This is a genomic window from Thalassospira australica (assembly GCF_000763295.1).
In the GTDB taxonomy this organism is placed as follows: Bacteria; Pseudomonadota; Alphaproteobacteria; order Rhodospirillales; family Thalassospiraceae; genus Thalassospira; species Thalassospira australica.
Genome location: NZ_JRJE01000006.1, coordinates 242,045 through 258,562, shown reverse-complemented (window position 1 = coordinate 258,562; position 16,518 = coordinate 242,045). Strand labels below are relative to the sequence as shown.

At 53.8% G+C, this 16,518-nt stretch carries 16 protein-coding genes; 7 read left to right on the top strand and 9 right to left on the bottom strand.

Going from position 1 to position 16,518, the window contains the following annotated elements; all coding sequences use genetic code 11:
- The first annotated feature begins 113 nt into the window (after window positions 1-113).
- Window positions 114-1,367, top strand: a complete 1,254-nt coding sequence (locus JF44_RS0106600; RefSeq protein WP_033068217.1) for a PQQ-dependent sugar dehydrogenase — start codon at window positions 114-116, stop codon at window positions 1,365-1,367.
- On the top strand, window positions 1,367-1,987 hold the full coding sequence (locus JF44_RS0106595) for a c-type cytochrome (protein WP_033068144.1): 621 nt from the start codon (window positions 1,367-1,369) through the stop codon (window positions 1,985-1,987). Before JF44_RS0106600 ends, JF44_RS0106595 begins: the two co-directional genes overlap by 1 nt.
- Window positions 1,988-2,013: 26 nt before the next feature.
- Here the strand turns inward: JF44_RS0106595 and JF44_RS0106590 are convergent, their stop codons facing one another.
- From JF44_RS0106590 to JF44_RS0106565, 6 genes are all read right to left on the bottom strand, one after another.
- Complete coding sequence (locus tag JF44_RS0106590; protein WP_238318389.1) at window positions 2,014-3,276, bottom strand: transporter substrate-binding domain-containing protein; 1,263 nt, start codon at window positions 3,274-3,276, stop codon at window positions 2,014-2,016.
- A 218-nt stretch (window positions 3,277-3,494) separates the two neighbouring features.
- The gene (locus JF44_RS0106585; RefSeq protein WP_033068143.1) at window positions 3,495-4,067 is read right to left on the bottom strand and encodes a DUF2889 domain-containing protein; all 573 of its coding nucleotides are present in this window, start codon (window positions 4,065-4,067) and stop codon (window positions 3,495-3,497) included.
- Window positions 4,068-4,242: 175 nt separating this feature from the next.
- Window positions 4,243-4,692: a CBS domain-containing protein gene (locus tag JF44_RS0106580; protein ID WP_033068142.1), complete on the bottom strand. Its 450-nt coding sequence runs from the start codon at window positions 4,690-4,692 to the stop codon at window positions 4,243-4,245.
- Window positions 4,693-4,920: 228 nt separating this feature from the next.
- Window positions 4,921-6,195, bottom strand: a complete 1,275-nt coding sequence (locus JF44_RS0106575; protein WP_033068141.1) for an HlyC/CorC family transporter — start codon at window positions 6,193-6,195, stop codon at window positions 4,921-4,923.
- A gap of 131 nt (window positions 6,196-6,326) precedes the next feature.
- Complete coding sequence (gene aroB / locus JF44_RS0106570; RefSeq protein WP_033068140.1) at window positions 6,327-7,442, bottom strand: 3-dehydroquinate synthase; 1,116 nt, start codon at window positions 7,440-7,442, stop codon at window positions 6,327-6,329.
- Between the two features lie 4 nt (window positions 7,443-7,446).
- Window positions 7,447-8,058: a shikimate kinase gene (locus tag JF44_RS0106565; RefSeq protein ID WP_052065522.1), complete on the bottom strand. Its 612-nt coding sequence runs from the start codon at window positions 8,056-8,058 to the stop codon at window positions 7,447-7,449.
- Window positions 8,059-8,479: 421 nt separating this feature from the next.
- Between JF44_RS0106565 and JF44_RS20555 the strand changes: the two genes are divergently transcribed.
- The 5 genes from JF44_RS20555 (at window position 8,480) to JF44_RS0106545 (ending at window position 14,163) form a co-directional block, all read left to right on the top strand.
- Window positions 8,480-8,617 carry a hypothetical protein gene (locus JF44_RS20555; protein WP_202901484.1) on the top strand — a complete coding sequence of 46 codons (138 nt, stop codon included), beginning with the start codon at window positions 8,480-8,482 and terminating at the stop codon, window positions 8,615-8,617.
- Between the two features lies 1 nt (window position 8,618).
- Window positions 8,619-10,664, top strand: a complete 2,046-nt coding sequence (locus tag JF44_RS0106560) for a hypothetical protein (protein WP_033068139.1) — start codon at window positions 8,619-8,621, stop codon at window positions 10,662-10,664.
- 12 nt (window positions 10,665-10,676) lie between these two features.
- Entirely contained in the window at window positions 10,677-11,627 is a 951-nt protein-coding gene (locus JF44_RS0106555) for a site-specific tyrosine recombinase XerD (protein ID WP_033068138.1), read from the top strand.
- Between the two features lie 255 nt (window positions 11,628-11,882).
- Window positions 11,883-13,682, top strand: coding sequence for a GGDEF domain-containing protein (locus JF44_RS0106550; protein ID WP_238318388.1), 1,800 nt, complete (start codon window positions 11,883-11,885; stop codon window positions 13,680-13,682).
- Window positions 13,683-13,809: 127 nt separating this feature from the next.
- Complete coding sequence (locus JF44_RS0106545) at window positions 13,810-14,163, top strand: hypothetical protein (RefSeq protein WP_033068136.1); 354 nt, start codon at window positions 13,810-13,812, stop codon at window positions 14,161-14,163.
- A gap of 3 nt (window positions 14,164-14,166) precedes the next feature.
- Here the strand turns inward: JF44_RS0106545 and JF44_RS0106540 are convergent, their stop codons facing one another.
- The 3 genes from JF44_RS0106540 to JF44_RS0106530 form a co-directional block, all read right to left on the bottom strand.
- Window positions 14,167-14,826 (bottom strand): DUF459 domain-containing protein, encoded by a 660-nt coding sequence (locus JF44_RS0106540; protein ID WP_033068135.1) that lies wholly within the window; start codon window positions 14,824-14,826, stop codon window positions 14,167-14,169.
- Window positions 14,823-16,157 (bottom strand): CCA tRNA nucleotidyltransferase, encoded by a 1,335-nt coding sequence (locus tag JF44_RS0106535; protein ID WP_033068134.1) that lies wholly within the window; start codon window positions 16,155-16,157, stop codon window positions 14,823-14,825. Before JF44_RS0106535 ends, JF44_RS0106540 begins: the two co-directional genes overlap by 4 nt.
- 69 nt (window positions 16,158-16,226) lie before the next feature.
- Window positions 16,227-16,514: a hypothetical protein gene (locus JF44_RS0106530; RefSeq protein ID WP_033068133.1), complete on the bottom strand. Its 288-nt coding sequence runs from the start codon at window positions 16,512-16,514 to the stop codon at window positions 16,227-16,229.
- Window positions 16,515-16,518 lie beyond the last annotated feature (4 nt).

Here is a 16,518-nt window from a genome sequence, read left to right as displayed (position 1 = left end):
TAGACGTTAATCCCGATTGGGCGCAATGCTTATAGACAAGTCGTGCGAATATCGAAGTTCGCTCGGCTCGGATGCCGGTAAATGGCATCCGCAACAATCGGGAGGACTACGTAATGACGAAACGCCTTCTAATGGCGAGTATTGCGCTTGCCATGTCCGGAACCGCCTATGCGCAAGCACCTGCGCCGGACAATCTTGAAAAACTTTCAAACTTCCAATCAACCGGGACGACAGAATTCACTGTTATTGAACAGGGCGGGAATTACGCCGAAGGGATCAAAAAGACCCTGGAACGCATCACGCTTCCTGCTGGATTTAAGATCGGTCTTTATGCCGTCGTCCCTGATGCCCGCCATATTGCTGTAGGACCACAGGGGGTTGTAACCTTTGTCGGCACACGCAAGGATAAAGTCTGGGCCGTGACCGACCGCAACAAGGACCGGGTCGCCGACGAGGTCAAGGACTTCGCCCCGTCGCTGCGCTTTGCCATTCCCAATGGTCCGTGTTTCTCCTCTGACGGGTTCCTTTATATCGCTGAACAGAATCGCGTTCTGGTTTTCCCGGCAGCCGAGTTTTTCTATGAGAGCCCGGATGTTGCGGCCTTTAACGTGGTCAAGCAAGGCGATCTGGTCCCGCCAGCAGAGGAAAGCTATAATCACACCGCACGTGTTTGCAAAATCGGCCCGGACGGTAAGCTTTATATCTCGCTTGGTCAGCCGTTTAATGTTGCGCCGGAAGACAAACTTGAACTGTACCGCGAATTCGGGATTGGCGGCATCATCCGCATCAATACCGACGGCACCGACCGTGAAGTCTACACCTATGGGGTGCGTAACTCCGTTGGTCATGACTTCCATCCGGAAACAGGCGAACTGTGGTGGACGGACAACCAGGTCGATGGAATGGGCGATGACATCCCGCCCGGTGAAATCAACCGGCAAACAGCAATGGGACAGCATTTCGGCCATCCATGGTATGGCGGCGGTGACGTCCGCACGAATGAATATGCCGGTCAGGAAGTGCCTTATGATGTGGTCATGCCTGCGGTGGAAACCGTCGCCCATGCTGCCGACCTTGGCATGAGCTTCTATACCGGCAAGATGTTCCCGGCCAAATACAAGAACGCGATCTTCTCGGCCCAGCACGGATCGTGGAACCGCACAACACCGGTCGGTGCGCGGGTGATGGTGACCTTCATCGATGATGAAGGCAACGCCACCACCGAACCGTTTGCCGAAGGCTGGATTGACGAGAACGAAGAATATCTTGGTCGCCCGGTCGATGTTGCCCAATTGCGTGATGGTTCGATCATTGTTTCCGACGATCTGGCCGGTGCGCTTTATCGCATCTGGTACGAGGGCAATTGATGCGTAAACTCGTGATAACACTCCTCGGCGGGCTTTTGTCCGCCGGGGTGCTTCCGACAGCCTCGTCGGTTTCCGCACAGGAAGCGACTGCACCTGATCCGCAGGCCCTTAAAGATGGCCGCAAGGTGGCCGGCATGTGCCGCACCTGTCATGGGCTTGATGGCCTGGCGCGCATTCCGATTGCCCCGCATATCGGCGGCGAACCGGTTGATTACCTGATTGCGCAACTCAAGGCCTTCAAGACCGGGGCACGCGAACATGAAATGATGACCGTTGTCGCAAGCAGCCTGTCTGATGATCAGATCAACAAGGTTGCGCTTTGGTTTAGTCATTTTGAAGCATCAGGCACCCTGCCCGCTGGCACATCAGAAGATGATGCACCGGAACTTTGCGTTGGTTGTCATAGCGCAAATGGCATTTCAACCCTTGAAGATGCCCCCAATCTGGCGGGCGAGGCCAATATCTATATTGAAACGCAACTCAAGGCGTTTCGAACCGGCAAGCGGGTTCATGACATCATGACACCGATCGCAAAGGAACTGTCTGATGCGGAAATGCAGGCAGCTGCTGACTGGTACAACGATATCGCAATTAAAATATCCAAGCCGCCAGACAAGTAGGCCAGACGCTTGCTTGGCAAGATATCCTAACTTTCCGGGCGCAGGGCTGCTGAAACATTCAACCCTACTGTGAGTGCCGCAAGCGTTCTGCCGCTTTGGGGATCAACAATCGGCACCGTTATCTGCGACAGGAAAGTTTTGGTTGAGGCATCAAAACGGATGTCGGTGATTAGCGCGTGATCCTGATTGATGCTTTCTGTCATCTGGAATTGCGCCTCGTCGCTTTGATCGTAGTCTGATGTCAGCCGGCTCATGCCCAAAATCTGACCATGAACATCAAAGACGAATGCTTCGGCGATCTGCGCGTCAGAACTGATCTGGAACGCGCGAAGATATTCCGACAAGGCATTCTCAGAAATTTCGATGGCTTTTGGGCTGGATTGCCCGATGCGGGCCAAGGCCGTCCATTCGGCATCGGTCAGCCGTTTTTGATCGCTTGAGGGGCGTTTTGCATCACGAATGAGCGTTTCAACAATGGTTAGCAGTTCTGGGGTTTTGGCGAACTGACGCACGGTGGGCAACTGAAGACGTTCGATTGAATCGCGTTCCCACGGTTCAAGGTGCATTGGGCGCGTTTCACAAAACTCCAGAACGCCATTCAGTTTACCCAACAGATCGGGATGCGCGGCCACATATCGTTTGGAAAAATACACAACAAGCGGCGCATAACGTTCAAACTGCAGCATGAACTTATCAGCCCCAAGTGACAGCTCGTTGCGCGCAATCTCGAAGCTTTTTTTGTCGACCAGCGCATAGTCAACGCGCCCCGCAGCCACCTGCGCGACCAATGACGCAAGTGACGGGACACGCATGAGATCCTTGAAACCTTGTTCTTCAAGCCATTCAGCCTCGTTTGACCCAAGAATGGCACCAACGGTCGCAAAACCATCTGGATCGGGTGCTTGGCTTATATGCGGATCATCTGCGCTACCATACAGTGAAACCCATACCCACTTTTCCAGCGCAAGCGGCTTTGATGCCACCGCATATTCATCCATTGCATCGCTGATGCGCGCCAAAAAGAAGCCATCCGCCTGACCGCTTTGAACCATCTGCCGATTGCGTTGACGTGGGGCGATGGCAAGACCATAGCCAACGCTAATACGTTCAAAAACGCAATTGAGGACAGCCACGGAATAGCCTCTGAGCAAACCGTTTTGCAGTTCCTGATAAGGGGGGTGCAGGTTGGTCTGAAGGATCAGGAAATCTTCCGTACCCTCGGTTTCCAGCTGCGCAACCTGTGGGCCAGATAACTGTAGGTCATTGGCCTGAACTGGCGCAACGGCCACACCGCACCACGCAAAAAATGCCCCCACACATAAGGCTGAGGGCCAATTACGGCACAAAACGGTCCCGCGCGCGGTTTTTCCAAAATGCCTTTTAAGTTCCCAAACCCGGTGCAACATGGTCACACAAAACCCGCCTAACACGTTCTACGAGCACTTTTGATATTGGTGATATTGGTCCGCACATCTTCACTTACAAGACAGGATTTGAGCTCAGAACCCTATTCATCCCCGGTATATGAATCTGGCGAAATGCGCTTCACGGCGGCACCGTCACTGCGCCATCCATGGCAGGTATTGATCAACGGATTTCGCCTTGCAGCCCCTTTGGGTGATGCATTTGACTGCGCCTGGAGCGATTCCTTGGCAAGAATTGGGAACACGGTCTGAAACGCGGTTGTTGCAACAGGCCCTATCAGTTCATTTAAGTGGGTACAGCCATGAACCCCACCGACCCGCTCACGGATTTGTTTGCGCAAACCCGGCCCCAGCTTCAGACCGACGAGTTTTTCATAATCGGGCGCAATCGCATCACATGCGGCAAATGGAGCATAGTCCGTCACCGCCTCGACTGCCCGGATCACAAGATCATTGCCAATGGTGACCCGTATCCACATTTCATGGACAGGAACACCTGCCGGAATTTCACCGCGATCGTGATTTTCAAACCCATAGGTTTTGATATCGGTGATGTGACCTTCGATATCCCACAAGTCATCCTTGCGGCGAAATCCCTGACAGGTCACCGTGCGGGTGTGAATATGTTCGCGATCCGTGGGGCTGGACAATGGCATTGGGAATCTCTCCTTTACGTAAACGTAAAGACATTCACCTACACGCTGTCAAGCTGCAAAAATTATATTCCACTCTGTAAGATGGCGCCAAACGCAAGAATGCCCGCACGGCAAACATGCGTGCAGGCATCTCACAAGAGTTCGCCATCACCTGATTTGGTAGGGTCCTGCTTGTTCAGGCCACGCCGTAATCGGAACCGAAGATGAATTTTTCGCGCTCGCGGACGTCTTCTTCAAGCTGCTTTTTCACCACATTGAACAAATCACGGATCGACACCATCCCCACGACCTTGTCGCCATCAACGACAGGCAAGTGGCGGTATCGCCGCGCGCTCATCAAATCAAGTGCGCTCATTGCATTATCGTTCGGGCCAAGCGTGTCTGGATCAGCCGTCATCACTTTTGACAGGGGAACAGACGCCGCATCGAGACCCTTTGCAACGACACGGTTCACAAGATCACGCTCAGTAAAGATTCCCGCCAGCTTTGCATTGTTGTCAACGATAACGACGGCGCCAATTTTGCGCTCGGACATCATATTGACAGCGTCCATCACTGAGTCGGCAGGATTAAGTGTCGCGATGGATTGTTCCTGAACCACACCCGGTACAATTTTCGTATCCATGCATCTCTCTCTGCAGGTTGCTATTGCCACATGCCCAAACCCGATCAGATCGTCTGGTCGCGCACTGCATCAACTATCAGCGCGATGGGCCCTTATTTGCAAGTGGCCCTGCAATCCTTTGGGTCAAGACCTCGTGACAGAAGTTTAACCCATAAGTAGATAAACCTGAAACTTTTTACGCGACCATGGTGTGAGGCCGGTGCATTCCAGCAGTTGGAAATATGGGCGTTATTCTTGAGCTTCAACGGCGGGATCAACCACCGCGCGCAGGCGTACACGGGTGATCTGATTGCGAATACGCCGCAGGACTTCGAATTCAAACCCATGGAACCGGAACTGCTGCCCGACATCGGGAATCCGCCGGGTTTCATACAATAAAAGCCCGGCAACCGTGGCGGCTTCCTCGTCGGGCAGTCGCCAGCCAAAGCGGCGATTCAAATCACGGATGGTGACATCACCGCGCACAATGACCGAACCATCCGACTGTGGATGAACACCAACGACTTCAACGTCGGTTTCATCGGAAATGTCGCCAACGATTTCTTCGAGAATATCCTCAAGCGATACAACGCCTTCGAACGCACCATATTCGTCAACGACAATGGCAAAATGTTCGTGGCGTTCCTTGAAGGCCTTAAGCTGATCAGCAAGCGTTGTTGAATCCGGGATAAACCATGGCTCGGCGCTCAGTTCACGGACATCTTCGGCTGTTGCGGGTTTTGCCCCGCGCACAATCGCCTTAAGGACTTCCCGCGCATGCAAGACACCAACAATGTTGTCAGGGTCTTTTTCATAGATCGGAATACGGGTGTGCGGGCTGGCGAGGACGGTATCAAGGATTTCTTCCATCGGACGTGAAATATCGATCATTTGCACCTTGCGACGATGCACCATGATTTCCCAGACGCCGACATCTTCAAGATCAAGCACACCATGCAGCATTGTGCGTTCGGCATGATGATCGCCGACAACCACGTCATCGGCATGAAGTTCAATCGCGCCACGTAATTCGCGTTCGCTGTCCAGGCCCGGCCCTTCGCCACTGCCAAACAGGCGCAAGGTTGCCTGCACAAGCACCTGAATGGTTTGGGTAACCGGCGCAAACAGAACAACCAGAATGCTCATCGGGCGCGCAACCCGCAATGCCATGGTATCGGCATGCTGCAGCGCATATGTCTTTGGCAGGATTTCCGAAAAGATCAGAACAAGGGCAGTCATGACCGCAGTCGCATAGACCACGCCATTTTCACCAAACAGTTCAATCATCACCGATGTTGCAAGGGCCGATGCCAGGATATTGACCATATTGTTGCCCAGCAAAATTGCGCCAAGCAACCGTTCCTGATAACGGCGCAACCTGTTGACGATCCCGGCCCGCAGGTCGCCGTCCTGTTCCTTGTGGTGCATGACCGGACGCGACGCCGCCGTCAGCGCGGTTTCCGAGCCAGAGAAGAACGCCGACAACATCAGCAGGAAAAAAATCACGACAATCGTGATCGTCATTCAGGGTCGTCTCCAAAGGGTGATCGCAACAGAAACATTTTGTCCTGTGTTCACCTATAAAATCAATTGTCGTTAAACAAGTTAGGAAAATGTGTCTGCGATTAAAGTAGACCGCAGACAACAATATTCAATCAGCCACGGCAGGAACGCGTGATCGCAGCACGCATCTTTCCTACATCCATTGCCTTGGATGTGAAAGCCTTGCCGATGCCGCGTGTCATGACAAAGGTAATTTCGCCGTCCCTGACTTTTTTGTCACGTGACATATGGGAAATCACCTTGTCGATATCCCAGTGCATACCCGCCACTTCCGACGCAGTCACCGGAAGACCAACCGATTTCAGGTGCGCAACGATCCGGTCTTTGTCCCCGGCAGGGGCCATCCCCATCGCACCGCAAACATCATGGGCAATAACCATTCCCATTGCCACCGCTTCGCCGTGCAGAAGTTTTTCACCATAACCGGTTTCCGCTTCCAGCGCGTGACCAAAGGTATGACCAAGGTTAAGCAAGGCACGTTTGCCGCCCTCGCGTTCATCCTCGGAAACAATACGTGCCTTGGCCGCACAGCTTTTGATGACGGCCTGACGGCGCTCGGGGCCATCCGTATCGAGAACGGCCTGACCATTTTCTTCAAGCCATGAAAAGAACTCGGGATCGTCGATGAGGCCATATTTCGCTACCTCTGCGTAACCCGAACGCAATTCCCGGGCCGGCAAGGTATCAAGAACAGACGTATCGGCCAGAACCAGTCGCGGCTGGTGAAACGCCCCGACAAGATTTTTACCCGATTTCGAATTGATCCCGGTTTTACCCCCGACCGAGCTATCGACCTGCGAAAGCAAGGTGGTCGGGATTTGTACGAAATCAAGACCACGCAAAAGCGACGCCGCAACGTAACCGGCCAGATCGCCAACAACCCCGCCACCAAGGGCAACGATCAATGTGGACCGTTCAATGCCCATCGCCAGGATTTGTTCGACAACATCCTCAAACACGGCAAAGCTTTTGGATTTTTCACCCGACGGCACAACGATTTCACGATGCCCAATCCCTGCCGCGTCAAGAGAACCTAACACTGTCGGCAGATGGTTCTTCGAAAGGGCCGCATCACTGATTACGATCACGCCGGCCTTTTTGACGAACGGCGCAATATATTTGGCGGTATCGGCCAAAAGGTTGCTGCCAACAAGGATGTCATAGCTGCGTGCACCGAGGTCAACGCGAAGGGTGTCGTGATTGCTCACTCTGTCAGGTTCCTGTCTTGATCAACTGGCCGTCGTCATCAAAGGAATTCGCAAGCAATTCAAGAACTGCATCACGGGTGTCTTCCTTTGAGGACTCGTCACAGTCGAAAATAATGTCTGCACCGGCATAGACCGGATAACGCGCATCGATCAGCTCGGCCAAAACCTGCTTGGGGTCACCTTTGTTCAGCAACGGACGATGCGTCCGACCGCTGGTGCGCTGCAAAAGCAGGTCAAGGTCGGCGCGCAGCCAGACCGATAAGGATTTTTCGAGAATAAGGTCTCTGGTACGTTCGCGAATAAACGCACCCCCGCCTGTAGCCAACACAATCTGTTCGCCATCAAGCAAACGGGCTATTACACGTTCCTCGCCGTCGCGAAATGCCTCTTCACCATACAGCTTGAAGATATCAGCAATCGAGCAGCCAGCGGCTTCTTCAATTTCGCGGTCGGCATCGACAAAATCCAGATTGAGTTCCTTGGCAACCATCCGGCCGATGCAGCTTTTACCTGCACCCATCAGGCCAATGAACACCAATGTCTGACCCTTAAGGCCATTGCGGATTCTGGCGATCACGTCTTCGTGCAAACCCGACTCGGCAATGTTGCTGTCCATGTTCGGTTTGCAGTCCTGTGGTTCATTCAATTGATATACAAATTACCCAATTCTTTAGGGCAGCTTGCCCCTGAACGCAAGCAAACCGGACCGAAATCACCACAAAAAACTGCGCCAATGCGCCCATATCGGTAACATTCGTTATGGTGCACCACAGGATCGATCAACCTTACTTCTGTGGATTGTTATTAACGCTCTGTGAGTATCAGGCACCTATACTGCCATCAAGTTGCCGAATTGGGATGCGATCACCCCCTTGAAACGCCAAGGTCGGATGTGCAAACCGAACCGCTTGACCGGGAGTTGACTGACTATGGGAAACGATTGGTCAAACTGCCTGTTCCGGTTCTTGCATCTTTGATTTTCGTCAGCATACTGGTATCCGCGTCATTCGCTTAAACGCTTCGAAGTCTGGATTAAAATGAAGATCTTATCGCGCATCATTCTGTTGCTGGTTCTCGCCGTGATTGCAGGCGGTGCCACGTTCCTTGTGACCTGGGACATCCCGGCACCCACCGCCCAAATCGAAGAAACCATCCCGAATTCGAGGTTTAACTAAGATGAAGTTGCGTTCCCGCCTGTTGATCCAAACGTGCTTGCTGACAGTAATGACGGGAACGGGGCTTGTAGGTGCACCTGCGTTTGCGCAGACATCCGCACCTGTTCCACTGTTTTTAAAACAGGAAGCCGAACAGGACGCGGAACGCCAGTCAGAGCCGGGCACGACCACCCCGTCAACGGGCGGGTTTGGCAGCGTGCCAACCAATTCCCCCCAACCGGAAGCGTTTCCGTCTGATCCGAATGCGGTTCAATCCTTGTCGCTTGGCGCTGTGGATGCCGAAGCCGTTGGTACGATTGACCGTTCACGCGGCGGGCTTGGAATTGATATGTGGAACGGCACTACACGCAGAACAGCAGCACAACTGATTTCAGAATTGCCTGCGATGCCTGCCACCCATGCCGCACGTGACCTGCAGGAACGGTTGCTTTTGTCTGCGGCGGCCCTGCCGCAGGATTCAAAAGAAATCAGTCTGCTTGAGACACGCGTTGCAAAGCTGATCGAAATGGGCGCCCTTGACGCTGCGATAGATCTTATCCGGGCCGCCCCGCAAGGATCACGCGGCTCGATGCTGGCCCAGGCAGAAATCAACGCGCTTTTGATTGGCGCAAAAATCGACGAAGCCTGCAGCGCCATTGAAAGCTATGGGGCAAGTTACGACGAGCTGTTCTGGTTAAAGGCAGCAGCCATGTGCGCGTTTTTCGCCAACGACCCGACATCGGCTGCTTTTTCGGTAGATCTTGTGCGTGAAATGGGCGGCGAAGGCGATGCCACCTTCTTTGGGTTGGTCAGAGCCATCCAAAGCGGCAGTGCCGCTGATCCCGAATTGCTCAGCGAACTGCGCCCGCTTGATGTTGCGCTTTTGGCAATTGCCAAACAATCCATTCCGACCGCACAACTTGAAAACGGCAATGCCGCAGGCATCATCGGCATCATTAACGCCGATGCCACGGCATCTGATGTCCGCCTTGAAGCCGCACGCAAGGCCGAAAACCTTGGCCTGATCAGTGCAGACCGGTTGGCTGACATCTATCAGTCGGTGAACTTTGAACAAGCTGCACTTGACGGTGTCCTTGACGATGCCAGCGAAGGCATTCAGGCCCGTCAGTATGCGAAGCTTTATCAGGCAGCTGCTCAAAGCGATGTGCCTGCAGCACGTGCAGAAATTCTGGCCGCACTTTTCGAAACGGCCGGTTTTGAAGGTGACTTCATGCAAGCTGCACGGCTGAGCGCGCCTTTGCTTGCTGATATTCCGGTGAATGGGGACTTTTCATGGTTTGCCATACCAGCACTGCGGGCATCCATTGCCGCCAACAACTTTGAACGTGCGGCAAACTGGCTTCAGGTCGCCCGGTCTTCGGCCAATGCCACCAATGATATCGCATCCCGCCTGAGCCTGCTTTATCCGGTCCTTGCCATTTCCGGGCTTGAAGAAACCGGTGCGATAAAGCCTGAAAACAACACGGCGGGTCGCTCAGCTCAGACATCCGGTAGCGATCTACAATCCGCACCACAGCAAAACTTTGGCCTTGGTGGTGCCGTTGTTTTGGATGCCCCCACCTCAAGCGGGGGCATGGCATCGGCAACGGTGATGCCAAATTCGGCATCTGAGGATGATGTGCAACGCGCAAGTGACCGTGCAGCAGCCCTTGCCCGTCATCGTGCCCGCATGATCGAATGGCAGGAAATGCAGGCCGCACGTAGCGATCAAGCTGCGGCAAAACGCTATGCTGAATTGATCTTTAACCTGTTTGATGGCTCTGGGATCGAAGTTCCGAATGAACTTTGGAATGGCCTGTTAACCCCGCCCTATGCCGAAGCACGCATGACGACGAGCAGTTCGGTTTCCTACCACCTTGCGACCGCGGCAGCGTCCCGGCAAAAGGCAAAAGCTGTGGCGATGGCCATTCAGGCCCAACAAATTGCCACCGCAGACAATGCCGATCCCAAGGTGCTTAGCGATACCGTCACAGCGCTTGAGGTGGTCGGGTTGCAAAGTGATGCCCAACGTTTGGCGACAGAGTTGCTTTTGTCCTTTGATCAGTAACGGTACACGGCAATGGCCAAGCCACTGACAAGTTCATTGATTTCCGCATTTCTGGAAATGATGGCTGCTGAACGCGGGGCAAGTGCCCATACGCTTGATGCCTATCGCCGTGATCTTGAGGATTATGCATCTTCGCTAACAGCGGGAAAATCCGACCCGGTTACCGCTACCGATGTCGATGTGCGCCGGTATATGGCAGAACTTGGATCTGCCGGGCTTGCCCCACGCACGCAGGCCAGACGCCTTTCGGCCCTGCGGCAGTTTCACAAGTTTCTGTATTCCGACGGCTATCGTAACGATGACCCGTCTTCAAATATCGACAGCCCACAGCAAGGCCAGACCTTGCCAAAGTTTTTGTCGATCGAAGAAATCGACCGTCTGATCATTGCCGCCACCAACCACCCGGGTATCAAGGGCAAGCGGCTGCTGGCGATGGTTGAATTAATGTATGCGACAGGTATGCGTGTTTCCGAACTGGTGGAACTGCCTTTTGCCGCAGCAGCACGCGATCCGCAAATGCTGATTGTGCGTGGCAAAGGCAGCAAGGAACGACTAGTGCCCCTGTCTGATCCGGCCCGCGATACGCTGCGTGATTATCTTGAAGTGCGTGATGCCTTCATTCCATCAGACAAATCAGATGGTCATATGGCCCAACCCGGGCAATCCTCATACCTTTTCCCGTCACGGGGAAAAACCGGGCACCTCACCCGACAGATGTTTTTGAAAATGATCAAGGATCTGGCGATTAATGCAGGCGTGCCACCCTCGAAAGTCTCACCGCATGTTCTGCGTCATTCCTTTGCCAGTCACCTTCTGGCCAATGGTGCTGACTTGCGTTCCTTGCAAAAGATGCTGGGGCATTCCGATATCTCGACCACCCAGATTTATACCCATGTTCTCGAGTCACGCCTGCGCGGTCTGGTTCAGGAACATCACCCGCTTGCGCGGCAGATCGGAAAGTAGAACCGGTATTGGTTTTTAAAATTTGTCTAACCACTTCGTATAGGAAAATGTCGATAAGTTTGCAGAAAAACGGATGTTTTCTGCGGATGTCACATATTCGTAACCCCACTGTCATGAACTTGTTGTCATATCTGGGATACCAGCAACACCGGAAACAATTGTCGTCCTTAACTTCCGGGAATTCAGGCTATTTTAAACATCGGGGAACTGCATTTGACGTTTGATGCAGATGAACAGTGGATATCCAACAGGCCCATGACCCAGCCGGTCATGCTGCGCAACTGGCAGCAGGTGGTTGAGAAAGTCGACTTCGCTTTCCAACCCATTGTCAGTCCGCACACAGGCCATGTGTTTGGCTATGAGGCGTTGCTGCGCCGCTGGGACGAGGCCGGGTTCAACTCCATCCAAGCACTGTTTGATACCGCATGGGATACCGGCAACCTGCACACAGTCGATATGCTGTTGCGTGCCAAGGCGATTGAAAAATTCGCAAAACTTCCCAGCGCCAAGCGCCTGAAGCTTTTTTATAATTTCGACAACCGCGTGATCAAGACCGAGGATTACCAACCCGGTCAGACGGCTGCCCTTCTGGCAGATGCGGGTTTGGAACGCGACACCATTTTCCTTGAGATTTCTGAACGCCACGACATCAGCAATGCCGGATACCTGCAGGATATCCTGCTGCGCTATCGCAGTCAGGGCTTCAAAATCGCCATTGACGACTACGGCAGCGGCTTTGCCCAGTTGCGCGCCCTTTATGAATGCGAACCCGACATCATCAAGATCGACCGGTTCTTTATCGACGGCATTGACCGTGACCGGCGCAAGGAACTGTTCGTCACACAAATCACCGCCTTTGCCCATATGATCGCCGCGCAGGTCGTCGCCGAAGGGGTCGAAACCCGCGAAGAGTTTCTATGTTGCCGCCGTCTTGGCTGCGATCTTGTGCAGGGTTTCTTTATCGCCCGACCTTCGCTTGACCTTCCACAGCAAACCGACCTTGTACCGGTTGCTGCGGATATTGCTGCGGACTCGCGCCGCCAATCAGATCAGGACGACGATGTTGTCAGATCCTATCTGCTTGAAACCCCGGCACTGCCAAGCGACATCAATCCGGTCGATATCCTGAGCTATTTCCAACAAAATCCGGATATCTCGCTTGTTCCGGTGGTCAACCAGCGGGGCGAACCACTGGGCATTGTCAGAGATTCGGAATTCAAGGCCTTTATTTACACGCCGTTTGGCCGTGAACTGCTGCAAAACCCAGCAAACCGGGCCAACACCAAACGTTTTCTGCGTCGATGCCCAGTCGCCGATATTCGCACCAGTCTTTCAGAACTGCTGGAAACCTTTGTCGCGACAGAGGCATTGGACGGTGTGATCCTGACGGAAAATGGGCAGTATCTGGGTGTTCTGGATCAAAGTGCACTTTTGCGCGCAGTGAATGAACGCAACACTTTGAACGCCCGCGATGAAAACCCGCTCACGCGGCTTCCGGGTAACAGCGCGATTTACCGCTATGCTGCGCGTGCGCTTGCGGAACCAAGGCGGCGGCGTTTTGCTGTCTATTTCGACTTTGACAACTTCAAACCGTTTAACGACCGCTATGGTTTTCGCCAAGGGGATCGTGCGATCCTGCTTTTCAAGGATATTCTTGGCAAAGCCCTTAGTCAGAATGACTGGTTTGTCGGCCATATCGGCGGTGATGATTTCTTTGCCTATGTTCAGTCGATTGATTTTGAAGATGCCGTCGATGCCGTCCAGCGCGCGCAAGCAATGTTCGACGCACAGATCAAAAGTTTCTATGATCCGGAAACCCGTGAACGCGGCTATCTTCTGGGCAAGGGGCGTGACGGCCAACAGGTTCGTTTTGATTTGATGAGTGTAAGTGCGGCCATGGTTCGGCTTCCGGCCGAACGTACCGACATTACCCTTGATCACATTTCAATCGAAGCTGCCAAGCTCAAGGCGCTTGCCAAGACCAGCCCAAGCCGATTTGCAAGCGGCGTCTATGACGCCAGCAGCAACGATGCAGCAGAACCCAAGCTGCTTTAAACAGGTTTTCAACAACTTGGAAAATTTGTCGGCGCGAGTACAAATTAGCGCTTCATTTTCTCGTCGTGCCGGTTATATTTTGACAAAAGAATTTTGTCCTTACGGTTCCAACTGAGCAGTCCCGTCAATGGTCAACCTGACCTCATCATCCGATCTTCAAAACACGCTTCCTGTTCGCCCGACAAGCCCAATTGCCCAGCGACAGCAATCTGAACAACAACAGGTCCAGCAGGACCAGTATGTTGACGGCAACAGTCGTGCGCGCCAGACATCAGATCAGGAAGCGGAACGGGCTGTCCGCGCCTTTGAACGTGACCGCAATGAACAGCGCCAGTTCATCAGTGACGGGACGCAAGAAACGGTTCTGGAAAACTATGTTGAACAGTTCGACCCGGTTGGTTATGGCGCAAACGGATCGGCAAACGCGACCGCAAGCAATACCGCCGGGGGCCGTGGACAGGTCGTGGATTTCCTTGCCTGAGTATCAGGACGACGGATCATTCAGACCAAGGGCATTTTGCCAACCATCCCAATCCCAAATCAGTTCGGCCACACGATCATAACCCGCCTTGTCGGGGTGATAACCATCGCCGCGCCGCAATGCGCGCTGCCATGTTTCATCGGCCAGTGTCGTCGCATGAAGATCAAGATAGGGCACATCAAAGCCGCGTGCGGTTTCCAGATAAATCTGGTTTATCCCTTCCAGGCGCTGATTGATTTCCTGACTGGATTTGCTGCCATCAATCACGGCTTGAGGTCCAATCCAAAGGGTTGGCGCAAGTTTGGAAGCCGCGCCAATAATCTCTGCGGCATTGGCCGCAGATTTCGCCGGTGATACCCGCATGGTGGTTTCTTCGCCGCGGTCTTCAGCATGATTGGCATCATTTACGCCAAAACTGAACATCAAAACGGTCGGGAAATCAGCAACCATGCGCCGTTCTGCTTCTTCCAGCCAGCGGGTCTTGAGCCCTTCTGACGTTTCAGCCCGGATACCAAGGTTATAAATCGTGGTTTCGCGCCCGGCGTCAGCCAACAGACGTCGTGCCAAACGCATAGGCCAGCCGCCCTTTTCCTGATCGCGAACGCCATTAACCAGACTGTCACCAAAACAGCAAATCCGATGTCCCGTTGCGCTTGCGCTCATTTCGTCTCCTTTTTGCGCGCCGGTGATTGGCGTGCCAGATATGTCATCAATTCATTCCGATCCGGTGCAAACGCATGATCAAGCCAATATTCCTCAGCCTGTTTTAACAGTTCACCAATACGCGGACCTGCCGGGGCAAGCCTCGCATCGAGGATATCGCGTCCTTGTATGGGCAATTTGACCGGTTGCCAATTTTTTGCAGCTTGCAACAAAGTTTTCCATTTTTCGTTTTCCGCTGAACTACAGCGCGGCGGAACGGCGGCCCGCGTGCTCCAAGCCAACAAAACCGCATCGCGGAATGCTGTCGCCCCCATCCGATACAAATCGCGGCGAATGGTATCGTCTGGCATTTTCGGGTGGATCAAGGGCGCATGTGCAACCATGCCGGCAAAGCGGCCGGTTTCTTCGTTTGACAGGCGCAAGCCGCGTGCAAATTTCTCTGCGGCTGCCAGATTGTCTTCTTGGCCCTTGTCGTCATCATCTGCACCGTTGGATGAAAACAGGGCCGCCAAACGCCGCAGCGGATCGGGCCGGACCGTTGGATCGGCCAAGGCTGTGCTATCAAGCCACTGCATGATGCGCAGACAATCGGTATGTGTCAGCTGCGGCAGAATAACCGGCAGAACCCCAAAGCCGATCATGTCGCCAATTGTGCTGGCCGGGCTTCGCGACGCCAGTAGCTTGAACAATTCATCACGAATGCGCTCAACCGATATATCCAGAAGGCCCTTCGCGGCATTACGGCATGCCTCCGCCCCGATTGGATCAATAGGCGGACGTCCAAACCACGCCTGAAACCGGAAAAACCGCAAAATGCGCAGAAAATCTTCGGCGATCCGGCTTTCGGCAACCCCGATAAATCGCACCCGCCCATCACGCAGGTCGGTTTCCCCATCAAACGGATCGTAAACCGTGCCGTCCAGATCGCAATAAATGGCATTAAAGGTCAGGTCACGGCGCTTGGCATCTTCCAGCCAGCTGTCGGTAAAGGCGACTTCGGCATGGCGCCCATCGGTCAGCACATCAACGCGCAAGGTGGTGATCTCGTAGGCCCCTGCCTCGGTGATTGCGGTGACGGTTCCATGTTTCAGCCCGGTGGGGATGACACGAACACCCGCCTTTTCAAGTGCTGTCTGGGTCTGTTCGGGGGGAAGATCACAGGCAATATCAACGTCGATCAGATCACGTTTAAGCAATGCATCGCGCACCACACCGCCGACAAAACGCGCGCGTCCGCCGTGCTGCGCTATGGCGTCAAAAACGCGGGCAGTGTCATCGGCAACCATAATCCCGTATGGCCGCAATCTACCGGTTGCTTCGAGTGCTGTCATACTTGCCCTGATTGTCGCCTATGAAAGGCAACATGCTTTACTATCCAATCGTGATTGCGGTGATTGACGCTATTCCTTGGGTTCGAAATAGCCCGGCTCAACCACACCATCGCGCAATACCGGCGCATGATAAATGGAATCTGGCGGTGCACCAGTCCCCAATGCGGTGAAGATCAGGATTGCTGCGGTTAACGCGACCCCGGCCGCAAACAGCAGCAACCACGGGCCCTTATTCCAAGGGGGGACGATATCATGGCCTTCGCGGATGGCTTTGAGACGCGCCCATTTCAGCCACAACCCATAAAGCACAAAGGGCAGGATCAAAGGAAGGCCGATCTGGATGATTTGTCGCAACATAAGG